Source organism: Akkermansia massiliensis (assembly GCF_018847375.1).
Lineage (GTDB): Bacteria > Verrucomicrobiota > Verrucomicrobiia > Verrucomicrobiales > Akkermansiaceae > Akkermansia > Akkermansia massiliensis.
In genome coordinates, this window is record NZ_CP072036.1 from 1138722 (window position 1) to 1158898 (window position 20177).

10 protein-coding genes and 1 pseudogene are annotated in these 20177 nt (G+C 60.6%); 7 read left to right on the forward strand and 4 right to left on the reverse strand.

Translation table 11 applies throughout. The annotated features are described in order from the left end of the window. Window positions 1-8 precede the first annotated feature (8 nt). Window positions 9-3710 (forward strand): annotated as a pseudogene (locus J5W70_RS04770) (glycoside hydrolase family 2 TIM barrel-domain containing protein); the annotation flags it as partial. Between the two features lie 366 nt (window positions 3711-4076). On the opposite strand, the gene J5W70_RS04775 reads toward J5W70_RS04770, so the two are convergent. From J5W70_RS04775 to J5W70_RS04785, 3 genes are all read right to left on the reverse strand, one after another. Next, on the reverse strand, window positions 4077-4745 hold the full coding sequence (locus J5W70_RS04775) for a PEP-CTERM sorting domain-containing protein (RefSeq protein WP_022397920.1): 669 nt from the start codon (window positions 4743-4745) through the stop codon (window positions 4077-4079). Between the two features lie 19 nt (window positions 4746-4764). Continuing rightward, window positions 4765-5748, reverse strand: a complete 984-nt coding sequence (locus J5W70_RS04780; protein WP_146021350.1) for a hypothetical protein — start codon at window positions 5746-5748, stop codon at window positions 4765-4767. Between the two features lie 376 nt (window positions 5749-6124). Next, complete coding sequence (locus tag J5W70_RS04785) at window positions 6125-9262, reverse strand: exo-alpha-sialidase (RefSeq protein WP_022397918.1); 3138 nt, start codon at window positions 9260-9262, stop codon at window positions 6125-6127. Between the two features lie 196 nt (window positions 9263-9458). On the opposite strand from J5W70_RS04785, the gene J5W70_RS04790 reads away from it, so the two are divergent. From J5W70_RS04790 to kdpC, 6 genes are all read left to right on the forward strand, one after another. Continuing rightward, complete coding sequence (locus tag J5W70_RS04790) at window positions 9459-12137, forward strand: sensor histidine kinase (RefSeq protein ID WP_022397917.1); 2679 nt, start codon at window positions 9459-9461, stop codon at window positions 12135-12137. A gap of 18 nt (window positions 12138-12155) precedes the next feature. Further along, on the forward strand, window positions 12156-12854 hold the full coding sequence (locus J5W70_RS04795; protein ID WP_022397916.1) for a response regulator: 699 nt from the start codon (window positions 12156-12158) through the stop codon (window positions 12852-12854). Between the two features lie 153 nt (window positions 12855-13007). Next, entirely contained in the window at window positions 13008-13787 is a 780-nt protein-coding gene (locus J5W70_RS04800) for a TonB-dependent receptor (RefSeq protein ID WP_022397915.1), read from the forward strand. Window positions 13788-13901: 114 nt separating this feature from the next. Next, a complete protein-coding gene (gene kdpA / locus J5W70_RS04805; RefSeq protein WP_022397914.1) occupies window positions 13902-15602 on the forward strand; it encodes a potassium-transporting ATPase subunit KdpA in 1701 nt (566 codons plus the stop codon). A gap of 33 nt (window positions 15603-15635) precedes the next feature. Beyond that, window positions 15636-17747, forward strand: a complete 2112-nt coding sequence (gene kdpB, locus J5W70_RS04810; protein ID WP_102721335.1) for a potassium-transporting ATPase subunit KdpB — start codon at window positions 15636-15638, stop codon at window positions 17745-17747. 29 nt (window positions 17748-17776) lie between these two features. Further along, window positions 17777-18343: a potassium-transporting ATPase subunit KdpC gene (gene kdpC, locus J5W70_RS04815; RefSeq protein ID WP_022397912.1), complete on the forward strand. Its 567-nt coding sequence runs from the start codon at window positions 17777-17779 to the stop codon at window positions 18341-18343. 149 nt (window positions 18344-18492) lie between these two features. On the opposite strand, the gene J5W70_RS04820 is transcribed toward kdpC, so the two are convergent. Further along, a complete protein-coding gene (locus J5W70_RS04820) occupies window positions 18493-20097 on the reverse strand; it encodes a putative Ig domain-containing protein (protein ID WP_022397911.1) in 1605 nt (534 codons plus the stop codon). Between the last annotated feature and the right edge of the window lie 80 nt (window positions 20098-20177).

Below are 20177 nucleotides of genomic sequence, written 5' to 3' on the forward strand. Positions count from 1 at the left end.
GCTCCGCCATGTGCGGCCTGGGAGCCCCGGGCGATTCCTCCCCCGCGCCCGCCCCCACAGGGCTGGAATGGGAACAGGAACAGAACCTGCATTTGAACAAGGAGGCCCCCACGGCCTTTTTTGCGTCTTTCAGCGATTTGCAGTCCGCCCTGAAAGTGCTGCCTGAAAACAGCAAGTGGCGCAAGTCCCTGAACGGCCAGTGGAAGTTCCACTGGGCCAAGGATCCCCAGAGCCGCCCGGCCGATTTTTACAAGCCGGATTACGACGTGAAGGACTGGAAGGAAATCAAGGTGCCCGCCTCCTGGCAGACGCAGGGCTACGGCACCCCCATTTATTCCAACCAGCCGTACCCCTTTGAACGCTCCTGGCCCTATGTGATGAAGGAGCCCTCCAACAAGAATTACACGTCCTACAAGGAACGGAATCCCGTAGGCTCCTACCGCCGCACGTTTGAAGTGCCCGCGGACTGGGACGGCAGGGAGGTGTACATGCAGTTTGACGGCGTGGATTCCTTCTTCTACCTCTGGATCAACGGGCAGTACGTGGGCTTTTCCAAGGATTCCCGCAATCCGGCCCGCTTTGACATCAGCCCCTACCTCAAGAAGGGGGAGAACGTGGTGGCCGCGGAGGTGTACCGCCATTCCGACGGCGCGTACCTGGAATGCCAGGACATGTTCCGCCTGTCCGGCATTTTCCGCAACGTCTCCATTTTTGCGGTGCCCAAGGTCCACATCCGCGACTTTTTCGCGCAGACCAACCCGGTGGACCAGCGGGACTGGGCCCTGAACATTGATCATGCCAAGCCCGGCACCATGAACGGGGACTGGCGCCTCCAGGTGGACGTGGACGTGCGCAACCTGTTCCCGGCGACCGAGAAGCTGGAAGGGTGTACCGTATCCATGGCCCTGTATGACGCTTCCGGCAAGCTGGTGGAGCCCGTCAAGCCCAAGGACGCCCCGTATGACGGCGTGCTGGAAAAGCCCCTGCGCATCACCGGCATGAAGGATTTCAAAACTTCCCTGCTGGGCATTTACGCCAAGCCCAAACTGTGGTCCGCGGAGGACCCCAACCTGTACACGCTGGTGCTGACGCTGAAGCGTGACGGCAAGACGGAGGAGATGGTTTCCTCCCGCGTGGGCTTCCGCAACGTGGTGATTAAGGACAGCGTGTTCCTGGTGAACGGCCAGCCGGTCAAGGTGAAGGGCGTGAACCGCCATGAAAGCCACCCGGAAACCGGGCACTACGTGACTCCGGAACAGATGGAGGAGGAAGTGCAGATGATGAAACGCGCCAATATCAACCATGTGCGCTGCTCCCATTATCCCGCGGACCCCTATTTCTACTACCTCTGCGACAAGTACGGCATTTACGTGCAGGATGAGGCCAACATCGAGTCCCACGGCTACTATTACGGCAAGGAGTCCCTTTCCCACCCCATCGAATGGATGCCGGCCCACGTGGACCGCATCATGGCGATGGTGGAGCGCAACAAGAACCACCCCAGCGTGATCATGTGGTCCCTGGGGAATGAGGCAGGGCCCGGCCAGAATTTCCGCAGCGCGGAAAAGATCGTGAAGGCCAGGGACATGTCCCGCCCCACCCACTATGAGCGCAACAACGACATCGTGGACCTGGGTTCCAACCAGTACCCCTCCGTGGACTGGACGCGCTCCATGGCGGCCAACAAGAACTTCCCGAAGCCCTACTACATTTCAGAGTACGCGCACAACATGATGAACGCCATGGGCAACCTGGCGGACTACTGGGAGGCTATTGAATCTTCCGACCGCATCATGGGCGGCGCCATCTGGGACTGGGTGGACCAGGGCCTGTACAAGACCCTGCCGAACGGGGAGAGGATGCTCGCCTACGGCGGCGACTTCAACGACCATCCCAACAGCGGCCAGTTCGTATTCAACGGCACCATCCTGGCGGACCGCACGCCGGAACCGGGCTACTTTGAAGTGAAGCACGTTTATCAGAATATCTCCACGTCCCTGACGGACGACGGCAGGATTTCCATCTTCAACAAGAACTTCTTTACGGACCTGTCTCCGTACGACATCACCTGGACTCTGACGGAGAACGGGAATGTGGTGGCGGAAGGCAAGCTGGATACGCCGCCGGCCGGACCCCGGGAAAAGATCGTGGTGCCCGTACCGGACATTCCGCAGCTGAAAAACCGTAAGCCGGGAGCGGAATACGCCCTGCGCATAGGCTACAAGCTGAAGAAGGACAAGGACTGGGCCAAGAAGGGCTATGAACTGGCCTTTGACCAGCTCCAACTTCCCGTGCAGGGAGACCTGCCCATGTTCAAGGCTCCTGCCGGCAAGGTAACCCTCAGCGCGGACAAGCACACCGTGTCCGGCAAGGATTTCTCCGTTCAGTTTGACGCGGCCACCGGGGAACTGGCCCAGTTCACCGTGAACGGCAAGCCCCTGTTCAAGACGCCCATGGCGGTGAACGCCCTGCGCGCCGCTTCCAGCAATGAGCCGGGCGTCATGGCCAAGAGCATGGCCAACGGCCTCCGTGAGCTGAAGCATGAACTGCTCAGTTATGAAGCCGTGGACAACGGCAGCAGCGTCACCGTCAAGCAGTCCGTCAAGGTAAGCGGCAAGCAGGCTGAAAACATCAGCGGCTATGGAGACACCAAGACCTCCATCACGCCCAAAAAGCAGCCCCTGAATGACACGAACACCCATTTCATCAACAATCTGGAATGGACTATCTACCCGGATGGAACCGTCGTCTGCCAGTCCGTGCTGCTGCCGCGCGGCAATCCCCTGGAGCTGCTGCGCCTGGGGTATGAACTCCAGTTGCCGGCGAACATGGGCAACGTGACCTACTACGGCCGCGGGCCGGAGGAAAACTATGCGGACCGCAAGAGCGGCATGCCTCTGGGCGTGTACAAGACGACGGCCCGGGATTCCTTCTTCCCGTACGGCAGGCCGCAGGACTGCGGCAACCATGAAGACACCCGCTGGGTGGCCGTCACAGATGACAAGGGGCAGGGCCTGCTCTTCGGTTCCGTGGGCGCTCCGTTTGCCTTCTCAGCCATTCCCTACACCACGACGGACCTGATTCTGGCCAACCACCCCGTGGAGCTGCCCAAGACGACGGACAAAACCGTGCTGGTCCTCTCCTCCGCCACGCGCGGCCTGGGGGGCGCCTCCTGCGGCCCCGGCCCCATGAGCAGGGACATCATCAAGGCCAACAAGCCCTACCCGCTGTCCTTCTTCATGCGTCCCGTCACCTCCAAGTCCTACAAGGGTGAAATCCGCGTGCCCGCGGCCCAGCTGGACATGACCATGCTGACCCGTACGGACAAATACACGGTCAAGAGCGTGACCAGCCAGGAGCAGGGCGAGGCGGACGCCGAGTTCGCCATTGACGGGGACCCCGGCACCTTCTGGCACTCCGAGTACAACAAGACCGTGACCAAGCACCCGCACGTGCTGGCCGTGGACCTGGGCAAGGAGCGGGAGTTCTCCGGCATTACCTACCTGCCCCGCCAGGACGGAAGCGGTAACGGCCGCGTGAAGGATTATTCCGTGGAAGTGAGCACGGACGGTGAAAAATGGCAGCCTGCCGCCAAGGGCGCCTTCCCGGACAGCGCGGATCTTCAGGAAGTGAAGTTCCAGGCGCCCGTCAAGGCGCGCTATTTCCGCTTCTCCGCCCTCAGTGAAACGCAGGGCCGGGATTACGCCGCCGTAGCGGAGCTGGATATCATTCCCGTTAAAAAGTAACTCCTGCGGTTTCCACCGCTTGAACAGACGCCCCGCCGCTCTTCGGAGTGCGCGGGGCGTTTTATTTGCCGCAATGCCGTTTGGAACCTGGTTGGAGCGCCGCAAGCCCTTGCGCCAACTAAAGATGAACCTGGGCGCCAGCGGGCGCATTTTCTGAAAACCAGTGCGGCTGCCAGCCGCATGATGAATCGGTTGCCGCAGAGGCTCGCGGCGCTCCTCCGGCGGCGGGATGTGATGAAGGAGGGCCTGGAGTGCGGCTGCCGTCTGCCTGCAAAAAAGCCTCCGCACAGGCATTCCCGTGCGGAGGCTTTAACAGTGGGAAAAGCTCTTTTAGCGCCGTCTGCGCATCATCAGCGTCGCCAGGCCGAGGAGGCTCAGCGTAGCGGTGGCGGGTTCGGGAACCAGATTGAAGTTGTCGTTAAAGAGAGGGATGGCATACCACTCATAACCCTCGGTAATGGCATCCGCCTGCGACCCGAAGAAAAACGTCATGTCGTTCCCCACCACTCCCGGGTATTTGGCCAGTTCGCCCGTATCCACGTTCCGGAACGTAAACATGGAGAATTCGCCGGGAGAATCGTCGTTGTTGATCAGGAGGACAATGGGCTTTCCTTCCAGACCGGAGGCCAGCGTGCCGGAAAGTGAAAACTGGCCGCCATTGGTAGTGGCGCCGGGATATTCCGGAGAAACGGCGGAAAGGCTGGTGGTGAAGCTTTGCCTGATTTCCGCCATTTGGCTGTAGCTCAACTGGCCTGCGGGCGTGCTGTTTTTGGACCATTCAATTTTGCCGTCAACCAGGTCGAAAGACCAGGTACTGTCTTGAAGGTATCCGAGCATGGCGGAGCCGTTTTGCAGGGAATGGCCGGAGGCGTCAAGAATGGGCGTAATAGGGGCAGTCCCATATTCGTCTTCATTGTAAACGGTGAGCGTAGTGGCAGAGGCTGCTCCCGCGATCATCAGTCCGGCGGCTGCGTACAGCAGGAAGGAATGTTTCATCATGGTATCACTTGTTAAGTTGTTATTGAGGAGTAGGTAATGTATTGGTCTGGACAGTTGTGTAAGCGGGAAGCCTGGTGCCGGAAAGGATGTTCAGGATGCCTTCCACCGCCGTGGAGGATACGTTTTCACCCGTGTCCCTGTTTTTCCACTGTCCGGAGGAAGAATCATAATAACAGGGCTCCAGAGGGCCGCCGGGTGTGAGAGGCACGTAAACCACGTCACTGGAAGGATCGGGCAGGGCGGTGTGGAGGGAGGTGCTGAGAAGCGTCTGGGGAACAGGCAGCCCCGTATGAAGGAGCGTGCTTTCCTGGGAGAGCTGGAGCCTCTGGTGCTTCTGCGCCACTTCCCCGATAACGAAGGCCTGCACGCCATTGCCGGCTTTCCGGACGATTTTAAGGGGTTCATGATTGAAGACGGGGAGAAGGCCCATGTCGTCCCGGGAACCGCGGCGCATCCATTTGTTTTCCGTAGCGGAGTGGTAAACCGGAATCTGGATGGAGGGGGAGGTGGAGATATAAACGGCATCCGCAGTGCCGGAAGTGCCGCTTTTCAGGCTGAACGTATTGTCGCCTCCCAGAACATCGTTCAGGGTGCGCGCCTTGCGCAGCACGTAGGAAACCGGCTTGCTGTTTTTAATCAGGTCCGCTGCGCTTTTGTCATCCACCGTTATTTTATTCGCCGTCCAGGAAGGGGCGGGCTTTTTCCACGCGTCCCTGTTGAGGGGAAGGGCCATCGCCTCGTCTCCGAAAATGAGTTCCAGAACATAGGCGGAATCCGTCTCCATCAGGTCGGTAAAATTGACGTCCGGGTCCGTGATGGTGATTTTGCTGCCGGAAACGGTGATGTTGTTTTCCTCAAGCGTATGCTGCATCAGGGCTTCCGGATGCACTCCCAGGCCCAGATAGCCCGTTGTTTTGGCATTCAGATCCGTCTGGATGTAGCCGCAGGGCGTGCTGTACGCTGTTTCCGCATGCAGGGAGGCGGCTGTTGCCGACAACAACACGCATGTGAAGAGGGCCGCTGGCAGACAATATACCGGATTCATAAACATTAAATCATTAAGAGGAAAGGGCATGGTTTGTCAATTAAGAAAGGAAAAAACGTTCCGATTTTTTAATTTTATTTGTTAGACGGTCTTTTGCGAACGCAGAAAAACAAGGGGATTCCTGCGGTTGGCCGCGGACACGGCAAGAGTGAAATTTACCGGGTTCAAGTGCGTTTCCGGCATTTTCCGCTTTTAGTGCGGAGTGCAGTTCATCCGGAAAAAATGGCGGCATGGCATCTGGTTCCTTCTCCAATATCGGAAAAGGATGGGCTGAGGGAAAAAGGCTTTTTTTCCCTTGCCGGAAGATTCCCGGTGCCGCGTGCTTGTTTTGCCCTTAAAGCGGGCTTTCCCCTTCACGGGAAATTTTCAGGCGCAGGAATCTTCGCCGGGGACTTTCCGCGTTCATGGGCACGGCATCCCGGAAAGTGGCGGAGCTTTTGCCTTCCGTTTCCACTTCCGCCGTCTCCGTCCAGGTCTGGAGGTCTTCCGAGGCTTCCACTGCGTGCCTGATTCCGGTGGCTTCCGGGTTGACGGGCCAGCCCAGTACCAGGCAGGCGTCTCCGCCCGCTTCCTCCGCGGTGACCTGCACGACGCTACCGCAGGGTTTGAGGGGATCCAATCCTGTGGCGTATTTCAACAGGTTGGGGATGCCGTCCCCGGCCGGGGAATCATTGGGGCCTGTCTGGTCCGTGTCCGGGTCCCGGGAGGTGATTTCATCCTCCTTCCATTCATTCCACGTGCGTTTCTGCCCCCGCTGAGTCACGGTGGCGGAGCGGACGGTTCCAAAGGAGGAAAAGGAAAGCTGCGCCGTACGGGAGCCTTCCGCGGCATTGGCCTCTGCGGCAATGGATACGGTTCCATTGCCCGTTTCCGCTCCCTGCATGCCGGTGATGTTTATCCAGTCCGCCGTTTTGGAGACATTCCAGGCGGCGTCGCAGGTGACGGAGAAGACCGCCGTTCCCCCGTTTTTGGGAAGCACCAGCGCAGCGGGGGAAACCGCCAGCGCAGGGGCCCTGCCGGACTGGATGACAGTGACGGAGACCGGCTGGACGCCAGGAACGGCAACCGTGATGGTTCCGGTGCGTTCGCCCGCGCCTTCCCAGCGGTCCACGCTGTAGGTGACGGAGCCGTTTCCGGAGCCGGAAGAGGGAGAGACGGTGATCCAGCCAGCGGAAGAGGACGCCGTCCAGGAATCGTCGCTGGAGACGGTGAACGTGGCTGCCGTCACGCCTTCCGGTCCCACGCGGACGGGCGCCCCGGCGGCGGGAACGTCCAGGGAAGGAAGGAATTCATCATACGGAATGCGCAGGAAGAAGATATTTTCGTCCCCGTTGAGCCCTTCATACAGCACGCCGATGTGGCCGTCTCCCGTTTCACAGATGTCGGAATAGCCGCAGCAGGGGCGGGAATCGTAAAGAACCTGGCGGCTGGAGGGCCATGTGGCGCCTTCGTCAAAGGAGGCTTTGAGGGTCATTCGGGCGCGGGGGGCGGAAGTTTTATCAGGGTTGGAGAAAAGGAGGGCCCTGCTGATGTTCGCGGAGTTTTCCACGGCGAGCTGGCTGGCCTGGCAGGCGGCGGGCTCCGGCAGGGCTTTCAGGTTGGTGGCATGAGCCGTCCACGTCTTCCCCATGTCGTCCGTCGTGAAGACCTTACGGTACCCGCTCCTGCTTTCATTGCGGGCATTGAGCATCAGGCGCCCGTCGCTGAGCTCCGTGACTGCGCATTCGCTGGAGCCGGCTCCGATGCCGGGCGTGCCGGATTTGCCGATGTCCTCGCTGATCCAGGTCTGGCCGCGGTCCAGAGAATAAATGATGCAGGACTGGGGAGTTCCCGCGCCGCTGGCGCCCGTCCATATCTGGGAAGGAAAGACAATGGGGCGCACGCCATTGACCGTCTTCTTCATCGTAATGCCGTGGCCCGGACCCTGGAAAAAGGATTTCCAGGCCCTGTTCTTGATGTCCTTGTTGATGCTCCGGGGTTTCATTTTTACGAACTCCCCCGTGCCGGGGTCCGCGGAACCCCATGTCCGGCCGTTGTCCGTGCTGTACGCTACCACATACTGGGCGGTTTCCAGGCTTTCCACGTCCACGTTGGCCTTGGAGGAGGCCAGCCCGTGCCTGGCGATGCCTGCCACCCACAGGGTACCGTTGACTTCATCCAGAAGGATGCAGGGGTCGCTGACGCCGTAGCCGGAATGGTAGTCGTTGGCGGAATCGCCCGTGGGGTTGAAGTTGACGGCCACGTTGACGGGCGTCCAGGTGCGTCCGTTGTCCGTGGAACGGCTGCATCCCGTATCGATGTTGGCCTGCATGTCGTTCCGGCCGTCGTAGCGGATGTCGAAAACGGAGACCAGATCCCCGTTCCTGGCGCGCACGATGCCCGGAATGCGGAATTTCCTGGAGGCCTTTCCTTCCAAGGGGCCTCCATAAACCGGATCGTTCGCCTTGGCGACGGCATAGCCTATCCGCTGCCTGGCCGTCACTCCATCGGCAACATCAGTCGTTTGCCCGTCCACGGTGACGGAGGTGATTCTGGCGCCCACCTTGTGGTCCATGCTGGCGGAGTTCTTGAGCTTGACGCTGACCCAGAAGTAGTATTGCCGTCCGTTCGTGAGAACCCCCGGAGTGACGGGGAATGTCATGACGGGAGCCGGCGGCTGGGCCGGGCTGGCAAGGACGCCCGTGGTGCTCATGGCGCCGTGGCCGCTGCTGCCGTAGGCGGGCGCGGAATAGATGCCGTCCGCGTCACCGGTGTAAAGGGAAACGCTTTCAATGTCACCCAGGTCGTCGGACGGGCTCATGTCCACCGTGACGGCTATGCCGTCATACGCAGCGGGGAGTTCCGTCAGGGAAAAGCGGAGGATGCCGTTGGCCTCCATGCGGATCATGGCTGGCCATGCTTCCGCGGTGCTGGAGAGGGGGTTGAATTCGGAAAAGACCAGATCGTCGAAAAGAACGCCCTTATTGGCGGGGGCCTCGCAGCGGAAGATGAGGCGCGCGGTGCCGGAAGGGATGGCGCCCCTCACCTGCTGGGTCATGGGATTGCTGCCCGTTTTCAGGGAGGAGCCGTCCGCGACCAGTGTTTCATTCCCTTCCCCGTCCGCGGCGTGGATGGTGAAGGAAAAGGGGCTGTCGGACGTCCAGCGTTCCCCGGTCAGGGCAAGCGTCTTTTTGACGGCGAGGGGAGCGGGCAGCATCAGCGTGGCCGTGCTTTTCGTCCCGGCGCCCAGGCCGATGAGCCGCATGCAGTTGGGCTGGGAGGAACAGCGGTTGCTGGCGATGGCGGCATGCCCGCTTTCCGCCGTCATGGTCCCCAGAGCGGTTTCCAGGGAGGTGAAGCTACCCGTCGGAAAGGAGTCGAAGTTTTCAGAAGCGGCTTCCTCCGCTCCCCGCGCCAGGGCGGTTCCCAGGAGCAGGAGAAACAGGACTGCGGAGGAGGAGACGGTGCGGCGAATGGTCTGGAAAGCGTTCATTGTGAAAAGGAAAGGGGGAAATTTAAAAATGCTTGATAACGAAAAGAAGAAAGAATGGAAACAAAAATGGGGAAGGGGGGTGGAATTTAATAAAATTTTAACGTTTTTTCTGGTCTGTTTTATTTGCACCCTGAACGGTCTTCCATTAGGTTAATTCTAACATTCAAGCCGGATACCATTACGGTTCCCTTTTTTCATGTTTTCAGAAACGCATTCGGACAGCCAGCGGGCAGACAGGATTCTGGCCTCCATCCGGAGGGAGGAATCCCGCCCCGGCCGCGGCCTGCTGAAAATCTTCTTCGGCATGGCGCCGGGAGTGGGCAAGACGTACGCCATGCTGGAGGCCGCCATCCAGGCGGCGGGCAAGGGCGTGCAGGTCATGATCGGCGTGGCGGAATCCCATGGCCGGGAGGATACGATGCGCCTTATCGGCAGGCTGCCGCGCCTTCCCATGAAGAAAATGGCTTACCGGGGCGTGCAGATGGAGGAGTTCGACCTGGAGGAGGCGCTGCGCGTGAAGCCCCAGCTCATTCTGGTGGACGAGCTGGCGCATACGAACGTTCCCGGAATGCGTCACAGGAAGCGCTACCAGGATGTGGAGGATTTGCTGGCCGCAGGGATAGACGTTTACACCACGCTGAACGTGCAGCATCTGGAAAGCCGTTCCGATACCGTTCATGACATTACCGCCGCTCCCGTACAGGAAACCGTGCCGGATTCCGTGCTGGCGGAGGCGGACTGCATCCAGTTGGTGGACATCACGCCGGAGCAGTTGCGGACGCGTCTTCAGGAAGGGAAGGTATACAGCGCTCCCCAGGCTTCCGCCGCGCTGGACCATTTTTTCAAGGAGTCCAACCTTACGGCCCTCCGGGAACTGGCCCTGCGCATCATGGCGGAGAAGGTGGACCATGAGCTGACGGAGGTGCGCACCATCTCCGGGGACCGCTCCATCTGGCGCAGCGGGGAACGGCTGATGGTAGCCGTGGGGCCCAGCCCGTTTTCCGCCCGGCTGGTGCGCTGGACGCGGCGCATGGCTTACGCCCTGAACGCTCCGTGGATTGCCCTTTCCGTGGATACGGGCGTGCCGCTGTCCCCCGAACAGCAGCAGCGGCTGGACGCCAACCTGGAGCTGGCGCGGCGGCTGGGTGCGGAAGTGATCGTGATGCCCGGTTCCGACCTGGCGGAGACGCTGCTCCGCATGGCCTTTTTGAGAAATGTCAGCCAGATTGTGGTGGGCAAGCCGCAGGAGGCTTACCTGTGGGGGCTGGTGCGGCCCATGTCCCTGGTGGACAAACTGGTAAAGGGGAGCGACCAGATTGACATTTACGTAGTTCCCGCCGCTCCCGGTCCGGTCCGGAACCGGTGGAAGAGCTGGCACCGGGAAACGGAAAAATATGGCCGGGACTACTGGCTGGCCGCAGGCGTGACGGCGGCCGTTACGGGAATCGGCCTGTTGATTTCCGCGTTTACCGGTTATTTCGCTCCCGGCTTCCTGTATCTGGCGGGAGTAGTGGGCCTGGGCTTTTTCATCCGTTCCCGCTGGGCCATGCTGATGGCCGCTGCGCTGAGCGCCCTGCTGTGGAACCTGCTGTTCATTCCCCCGGTGATGACATTCAAGATAGAACGGCTGGAGGATGCCCTGATGTGCCTTTTCTTCTTTCTGGTGGCTCTCTCCACGGGGCGGCTCACTTCCCGCCTGAGGGTCCGCGAGCAGGAGGAGCGGGAACGGGAAAAAAAGACGAATGCCCTGTTCCTGTATTCGCGGGCCATTGGGTCCGCCTCGGACGTGCCTTCCCTGATTTCCGTCGCCGCAGGGCAGATCAGCCAGATTATGGGGGTGCGCCTGGCGGTCATGACGCCGGAAGGCAGCGGCCGCAGGCTGAAGCTTTGGGAATCCGGGGGGGCTTTTTCCATGGATGACAAGGAATGGAGCGTGGCTGCCTGGTGCCTGGAGCACCGCCGGCCCGCAGGCAGGTTTACGGATACGCTCCCGGTGGCGGAAGGGTTTTACCTCCCCATGATGTCCGGGGAACGCTGCATGGGCGTGCTGGGCGTGAGGCCGGAGGAAGGGGAGCGCCTTACGGCAGGGCAGAAGGATTTGCTGGAAAGCATGGGCGCGCAGCTGGCCATGGCGCTGGAACGTGAAGAGCTGCGGGCGGAACGGGCGCGTACGCGGCTCATGGAGGAATCCGAAAAACTGCACCGCTCCCTGCTGGACAGCGTTTCCCATGAGTTCAAGACGCCTCTGGCCGTGATTGAGGGCGGCTGTGAGAAGCTGGCCGGGCGCGCCGCGTCCGCGCCGGAGGAACGGGAGGAGTATGGGGAAATCCTGCTGGCCGCACGCCGCCTGCGCCGCCTGGTGAAAAATTTGCTGGACGTGAGCCGCCTGGAATCCGGCGCCCTGAAGCCCAAACTGGACTGGTGCGACCTGGGGGATGTGATTGAAGGGGCTCTGGCCGCCACCAGGGAGGCGCGCCGGGACCATCCCGTGTCTGTCGCCCTGCCGCCGGATTATCCGCTGGTGAAGGCGGATTTCTCCCTGATGGAGCAGGTGCTGGTCAATCTGCTGCTGAATGCCTGCGTGCATACTCCTGCGGGAACCCCCATGACGCTGAAGGGCGGCGCCGATCCCGTGCGCGGCCAGGTCTGGCTGGATGTCCATGACCTGGGGCCGGGCATTCCCCCCGAACGGGCGGAAACCATTTTTGAGCGTTTCCGGACGACGCGGCCCGGCGGCCTGGGCCTGGGGCTTTCCATCGTGCGCGGTTTCATGGAGGCGCAGCGGGGAGCCGTTACCCTGGTTGCCGTTCCCGCCGGAACCTGTTTCCGTCTTGTCCTTCCCCTGGTGGAGCATGATCATGTTCCTGAAGAATAAACCTTCCTTCCCCGTGTTATGAGCGACCTTCCCGCAGATATCCTGGTTATTGATGACGAACGGCAGATACGCCGTCTCCTGAACCTGACGCTGACCGGCGCAGGCTACCATGTCCGCGAGTGTGAAAACGGGCAGCTCGGCCTGAGCGAGACCGCTCTGAAACGGCCGGACGCCATTATTCTGGACCTGGGCCTTCCGGACATCAACGGACTGGAAGTGCTCAAACAGCTCCGGGAATGGACGCAGGTTCCCATTCTGATCCTGACGGCCTGGGACAGGGAGGATGAGAAGGTGGACGCCCTGGACGCCGGGGCGGACGATTACCTGACCAAGCCGTTCAGCGGCCGGGAACTGCTGGCGCGCCTGCGCGTGATGCTGCGGCGCAACCGGCCGGACAGGGAGCCCTCCGTATTCCGGCTGGGATCCATCATTGTGGACCTGAGCTCCCGGCGCGTGGAGAAGGGGAAGGAGGAAATCCATCTGACCTCCAAGGAATACGGCATTCTGCGCCTTCTGCTGCTCCATCAGGGCAAGGTGATGACCCACCGCCAGCTTCTCCGTGAAATCTGGGGCCCCCAGCATGAGGAAGATACGCACTACCTGCGGGTGCACATCGCCCACCTGCGCCAGAAGCTGGGGGATTCCGATCCGGAAAACCGCATCATCCGCGCGGAATCCGGCCTGGGATACAGAATTGTGGCGGACGGAGCTGAATAAATCTTTTTCCCATTTCCGCGGGCCGGGAAAGGCTGTGGCCTTCCACCCGTGGAAGCCGGGAAATATATTTTTTCATAACGGTTGCAGGGCATGGCTTAACTTCACGAAGGTCAATATGCTGTGTAGGATTTAGGACGTATTCGATACGTCTTTATGAAGATTACATACACCGCAAGAAACATAGGGGCCGCAGTTCTGGGCTGCGCCATGATGGCAGGAACCGTCTGCATGGGCGGGGAAACGGCCTCTCCCTCCTCTCCCTCCCTGGCCAACGCGCAGGAGGCCGCCATCCCTTCTACGGACACGGACTGGGCTTTCTCCCTTTCCGCGGGCTGGTCCAGCAAATACGTGACGGAAGGGCTGGACTGCCTGCCGGGCAGCGGCATCTGGGAAGTGGCTCCGAGCATCTCCTGGAAAGACCTTACGCTCAGCGCCTGGTACGCCGGGGGGGATTCCTCCAATTATGACGAGCTGGACCTGGTTCTGGGTTACGCCTGGAAGCTGGGGAAGTGGACCGTCAATCCCTGGTATGAGCACCAGTTCTATTTCACGCAGGACTACAACGTAGCCAATCCGGCCCTGACCGTCTCCTATGCCGTGACGGACTGGCTGACCGTGGGGGCGGAAACCCAGGTGAAGGTGGAACACCAGGATTTTGAAGCCTATTACAGCGCCTTTGTGCAACTGGAATGGTCCCCCGTGGAGAACGTGACGGTAACGCCCATGGCCAGGTACGGATACAACGGCGGTTATAACGTGGACTATGACGACGGCTCCAACTGCATTGACTGGAGCCTGGGCGTGACGTGGCGGTTTGCGGAACATTATTCCCTTTCCGGCTCCGTCAATTATTCCCAGGCGGCTACGGTGCTGCGCCGCAGGGACGCCGGGGACGAGTTCTGGGTGGGCTTCCGCCTGGGCGTGGAATTCTAACGGCGTACTGGCGTCATGAAAAACGGGCTTCCAAAGGGAAATTAACAATTTCTTAATGTCCGGCAGCCCCTTGTTAACTACCCGGAATTTCCGGAACATGTATAAAGTTGCGTTATGTCCTCACACGACTTGTTAATCATTGTCCTATTCATAGGCATACTGGTCGCCTTCACTCCGTTGCTCGGGAAGTGGCTGGCGAATGTTTTACAGGGAAAGCGGAGCTGGCTTTCCCCGGTTCTTGGTCCCGTGGAGCGCTGCACCTACCGTGTGGCCGGCGTGGACCCCTCCCGCGAAATGGACTGGAAAAAGTATCTGACGGCCGTTCTTCTGTTCAACGCCGCCGGATTCCTCATCCTGTTCCTTTCCCTGCTGTGCCAGAAATGGCTGCCGCTGAATCCCGCCGGCACGGAAAACATGCGGTGGGACATTGCCCTGAATACGGCCATCAGCTTCATGACCAACACGAACTGGCAGTTCTACTCCGGCGAAGGGCCGGAAGGCATCAGCTACTTTGTCCAGATGACCGGGCTGGGCGTGCAGAACTTCGTCAGCGCCGCCACGGGGATTGCCGTCATGGCCGCCCTGATCCGCGGTCTGAAAAGGAAATGCGCCTCCACTCTGGGCAACTTCTGGGCGGACCTGACGCGCAGTACCTTGTACTTTCTGATTCCGATTTCCGTGGTCGTCGCGCTTCTGCTGGTCTCCCAGGGGGTGGTGCAGTCCTTTGACGGACCCGCCACCGTACCGGGCATGGACGGCGTGGAGCAGGTGATTCCCAACGGTCCGGCGGCCTCCCAGGTGGCCATCAAGCAGCTTGGGACGAACGGCGGCGGCTTCTTCGGGAACAACAGCACGCACCCCTTTGAAAACCCCACGCCGTTCAGCAACATGGTTGAAATGCTCTCCCTGCTCCTGATCGGCTGCGCCTGCCCGTATGCCTACGGCGTGATGATCGGGAAAAAAAGGCAGGGCTGGATCATCTTCGGCGCCATGATGCTTCTGCTTGTGACGACCATCGGGCTTTCCCAGTGGGCGGAACACACGGGGAACCCGCTGTTCCCCGGCATGGAAATGCTGGAAGGCAAGGAAGTGCGCCTGGGCGTGACGAACAGCTCCCTCTGGTCCGTGGCTACGACGGCCTCCTCCAACGGCTCCGTGAACTGCATGCACTGCAGCATGTCCCCGCTGGGCGGCGGCATTGCCCTGTTCAACATGCTGCTGGGTGAAGTGATCTTCGGCGGTCTGGGCTGCGGCCTGTACGGCATGCTGATGTTCGCCATGATCACCGTCTTCCTGTGCGGGCTGATGGTGGGGCGTACTCCCGAATTCCTGGGCAAAAAAATTGAAGCGCGGGAAGTGCGCTGGTCCATGGTGGGCGTTCTGCTGCCCGGCATAACCGTCCTGCTTATGAGCGGACTGGCCGCCGCTACGGAAGTGGGGCGTGAATCCATCTGCAATGCCGGACCCCACGGGCTGACGGAAATCCTGTACTGCTTCGGTTCCCAGGCCGGGAACAACGGCAGCGCCTTTGCCGGCCTGGCTGTGGGGGATACGCCTTTCTATTCCGTGCTGGGCGGCCTGGCGATGCTGCTGGCCCGCTTCGGAGCCATCATTCCGGTGATGATCATTGCGGGCAGCATGGTATCCAAGAAAACCGCGCCTCCGGCCCAGGGCACCATGGCGACGGACAACCTGATGTTCATGGTTCTGCTGGTGGCCGTGGTGCTGATTGTAGGCGCCCTCACCTTCTTCCCGGCCCTGGCCCTGGGGCCCATTCTGGAGCATCTGCTCCTGTATTCGGGAACCATGCTGTAAGTAGCATTCACCAACAATCCAGATTTTACGATGATGAAAGAAGAAAAAAAGAATCAATCCTGGTGCAACGGGGCCATGCTGAAAACGGCCTTCCGGGACGCGCTGCGCAAATTTGACCCGCGTGCTTTATCCAAAAACTTCGTGATATTCGTCACGGCCATCGGTGCCCTGGTTGCCACGGTCGTCCTTATCCGGGATGCCGCCGCCGGGCAGCCTTTCGGCTTTACCCTGCAAGTCACGCTCTGGCTCTGGTTCACCGTCCTGTTCGCCAACTTTGCGGAAGCATTGGCGGAAGGCCGTGGAAAGGCCCAGGCGGACGCTCTGAAAAAAATGCGCGTCTATGTGAACGCCCGTCTGCTGACGGACAAGGGGACGGAGGAAATAGTCTCCGTTTCCGAGCTGCGCAAGGGGCAAAAAGTGCTGTGCGAGGCCGGGGACATCATTCCTCTTGACGGCGAGGTGATTGAAGGCATCGCCAGCGTGGACGAATCCGCCATTACCGGGGAATCCGCCCCGGTCATCCGTGAAAGCGGGGGAGACCGCAGCGCCGTAACGGGGGGCACCCGCGTGATCAGCGACGGCATCGTCATCCGCATCACGGCGGAACCGGGCAATACCTTCCTGGACCGCATGATCGCCATGGTGGAGGGCGCCAGCCGGCAGAAGACGCCCAATGAAATCGCGCTGGGCATCCTGCTCGTGGCGCTGACCATCGTCTTCATTGCCGTAGTGCTTTCCCTCCCAGCCATGGCCGGATACATTGAAGATTCCGCCCGGGCGTTGGGCTTCAGGGCGGATGGCCATATCTCCCTGCCCGTTCTGGTCTCCCTGCTGGTGTGCCTGATTCCGACGACGATCGGCGGCCTGCTGAGTGCCATCGGCATCAGCGGCATTGACCGGCTGGTGCGCCGGAACGTGCTGGCTACGTCCGGCCGTGCCGTGGAAGCGGCCGGGGACATTGATGTGCTGATGCTGGACAAGACCGGAACCATCACCTTCGGCAACCGCATGGCGAATGAATTCCTGCCTGCGCCCGGCGTGGAGGACCAGCAGCTGGCGGAAGCCGCCCAGCTCGCCTCCCTGTCCGATGAAACGCCGGAAGGGCGCAGCATCGTAGTACTGGCCAAAAAGCAATTTGGAATCCGGGGCCGCCACATGGACGCGGACCACATCACCTTTGTTCCGTTCTCCGCTTCCACCCGCATGAGCGGCGTGGACATTGCGGCGCACGACGGCCAGCCGGCCGTTTCCATCCGGAAAGGCGCTGCGGAAAGCGTGGCGCAGTGGGTGAAGGACCAGGGCGGAGCCTTCCCGCAGGAGGTGGAAATGACCGTGCAGAACGTCGCGCGTGCCGGCGGCACGCCGCTGGTGGTGGCCCGGGGAAGGGACGTGCTGGGCGTCATTTACCTGAAAGACATCGTCAAGGGCGGCATTAAGGAACGCTTCGCCCGGCTCCGGGCCATGGGCATCCGCACCGTCATGGTGACAGGGGACAATGCCCTGACTGCCGCATCCATTGCGGCGGAGGCCGGAGTGGATGACTTCATTGCGGAAGCCACGCCGGAAATGAAGCTGGCGCGCATCCGTGAAGAACAGGCGGAAGGCCATCTGGTGGCCATGACCGGGGACGGCACCAACGACGCTCCCGCCCTGGCCCAGGCCGATGTGGGCGTGGCGATGAACACCGGCACGCAGGCCGCCCGGGAGGCGGGCAACATGGTAGACCTGGACAGCAACCCGACCAAGCTGATTGAAATCGTGGAAATCGGCAAGCAAATGCTGATCACCCGCGGCGCGCTGACCACCTTCTCCTTCGCCAATGACGTGGCCAAGTACTTCGCCATCATTCCCGCCATGTTTGCGGGCCTCTTTGTGGCTGACGGCATGGCCCGGGGCCCGCTTTCCGCCCTGAACGTGATGGGACTGCACTCCCCGCAGAGCGCCATCCTCAGCGCGGTGATCTTCAACGCCCTCATTATCGTGGCGCTTATTCCACTGGCCTTGAAGGGGGTTTCCTACCGACCGGCGGGAGCAGCCTCCCTGCTGAAGCGCAACATCCTCATTTACGGGGTAGGCGGCCTGATTGCGCCGTTCATCGGCATCAAGCTCATCGACATGGCCGTCACCGCCCTGCACCTCGTCTGAACAATTAAAAATCAACCTGCTGAATCATTATGAAATGGACATTTCCCAATCTGCGCCTGTTTCTGGCGCTGGCCGTCGTCACCGGCGGCATTTATCCCCTGGCTGTCACGCTTGTCAGCCTGATTCTGTTCCCCCATCAGGCGCACGGCTCCCTGATCCGGAATGAACGGGGGGAAGTCATCGCCTCGGAGCTCATCGCCCAGCCCTTCACTTCCGCCAGGTACTTCTGGCCCAGGCCCTCCGCCGGGGACTACGCCACCATGCCTTCCGGTGCCAGCAACCTCTCCTGGACCTCCGGAGAACTGGTCAGGACGGTGGCGGAGCGCAAGGCGGCCCTGCTGAAAGCCCACAACCTGCCGCAGGAAACGCCTGTTCCGGCAGATCTCCTGTTCGCTTCCGGAAGCGGTCTGGAATCCTGCATTTCCCCGGAAGCGGCGGAATTCCAGGCGGCCCGCGTGGCGGCGGCCCGCAAGCTGCCACTGGAAAAAGTAAGGCGATTGGTGGCGGAACACCTCATTCCGGGCGACATCCTGGGGGAAAACGTAATCAACGTGATGACGCTGAACGCCGCCCTGGATACATTGCCCCCCAGTTAGTGGTATATAGTTGACCGTCCCGGTCCGGGGAATACCCTGGCGGAAAAATCGTCCGGCAGTTGTCCGGTGCCTTGGTTCCGCATCTTTCTCCGGTCGCCGGGGCGGATTTTATGAATGAAAGGGAGGAACTCTCCTCCAGAACCATGGGGCTATCTTTTGCCTTCCAGAAGAAACAGGGCCGCTCCGTGGGGATTGAGCCGCACCTTCATTTCCCGGCTTGCCGTTCCGGCGTTTTCCTGCTTCCACAGGTCGCGCGCGTTTTGCGGAGACTTCAGCTTGAGGCGGGAAAGGGGGACATGAATGATCTGGCCTTTATTGCTTTTATTGAAAAAGCCGACGGCGGTACGGCCTTCCCCCAGCGGTTTGATCCATACTTCTCCATCATCTTGGGACAGGACTTTTTCCGAAGGGCCGCGAAACGTCTGGTTGACGGCGATCACTTCCCGGTTGCACAGGATGCCCCGCGTGAAATCGTCCAGATGCTCCAGATCGCATGAAATAATCAGGGGGGCGGATATTATGGCCCAGAAGGACATCTGGAAATACTGCTCGTCCGGAGTCAGCCGGGTGGGGGAGAATGTGGTATTCGCCTTTCCGACCTTGCCCAGGCGGCCGATTTGAAGCATGTCCGGATCATTCCAGTGCCCCGGTCCGGCATAGGGCTGCCATTTCTCCTGGGAGGAAGCGATCTTCTTCAAACTGCCCCAGTGGTCTTCGATATCTCCCGTCGTGCGCCAGACGTTGGCCGTTTTGCTGATGGGGCCGGCAATCTCGAACGGGGTGGAATTGGAAACGCTCAGCACAATGTCCCTGCCGCTTTTTTTCAAATCCGCCGCGATTCTTTCCGTGCTGGGCACGTCGATCAGGTACCAGTCCATCTTGACGTAATCAAACCCCCATTCCGCCCACTGCCTGGCATCCTGGGTAATCATCCATACGGGGCCTGTTTTGGCGGCTCCCAGCCGCTGGGAACCCGGACAGCTCCCGAACAATTGATCGGGCTGCGGGCGTTTGCTTTCAGGAAGGGCCAGGGAGGAATAATCTCCCTGCGGATTGGGGGAAGTGCCTCCCATGTAGCCGGCGTAAGTTCCCATCCACGGGGTTGAGTAAATCCCCGCTTTCAGTCCCAGGCTGTGGATTTCACGGCACATGGACTTCATATCCGGAAAACGCTTGTTGGGCTGGATGGCGCGGTACTTGCCGCCTCTGGCGCCTTGCCAGCAATCGTCAATGTTGACATAGCGGTAGCCGTATTGGGCCAGCCCGGAAGTGATGAGCAGCCGGGCGGTTTTCAGGATATTTTCCTGGCTCACGCCGCCGCTGTAGGAATACCAGCTGCTCCAGCCCATGGGGGGAGTCAGGCACATCTCCTGCCCGATGCGGACAGTGATGGTCCCGTTCGCTTTGCCGTGGCTGTTGCTTATCTGCACGGGAAAAGCATAAGTTCCCGGACGGCTGATTTTACCGGTGATGACGCCGGTTTCCCTGTCCAGCTTCACGCCGGGGGGCAATTTGGCGGCGGCAAAGCTCATGGGGCGTTCTCCGCTGGCGCAGATGGCGAACTGGATGGGGGAGCCGGGACGTGCGCCGAAAAGCCGCGGTTCGTTCAGCACGGGAGCCGGCGATTCCGGCGGTGTCAGGCGGACGCCGGGTTCCGGAGCGGGATAGGGGGAAGGCATCTCCTTGCCGGAGGCTCCCGTTTGAACCAGGAGCAGGGCGGAGCATAGGAACGGAAGAAAAGAAAGACGGATCATTTTGGTAAAAAAACTGGAGACAGGAAAAAAGAAAAGGCCGGTAAAATGCTGGTTCTGTAAAATACGCCGGATGCACTACA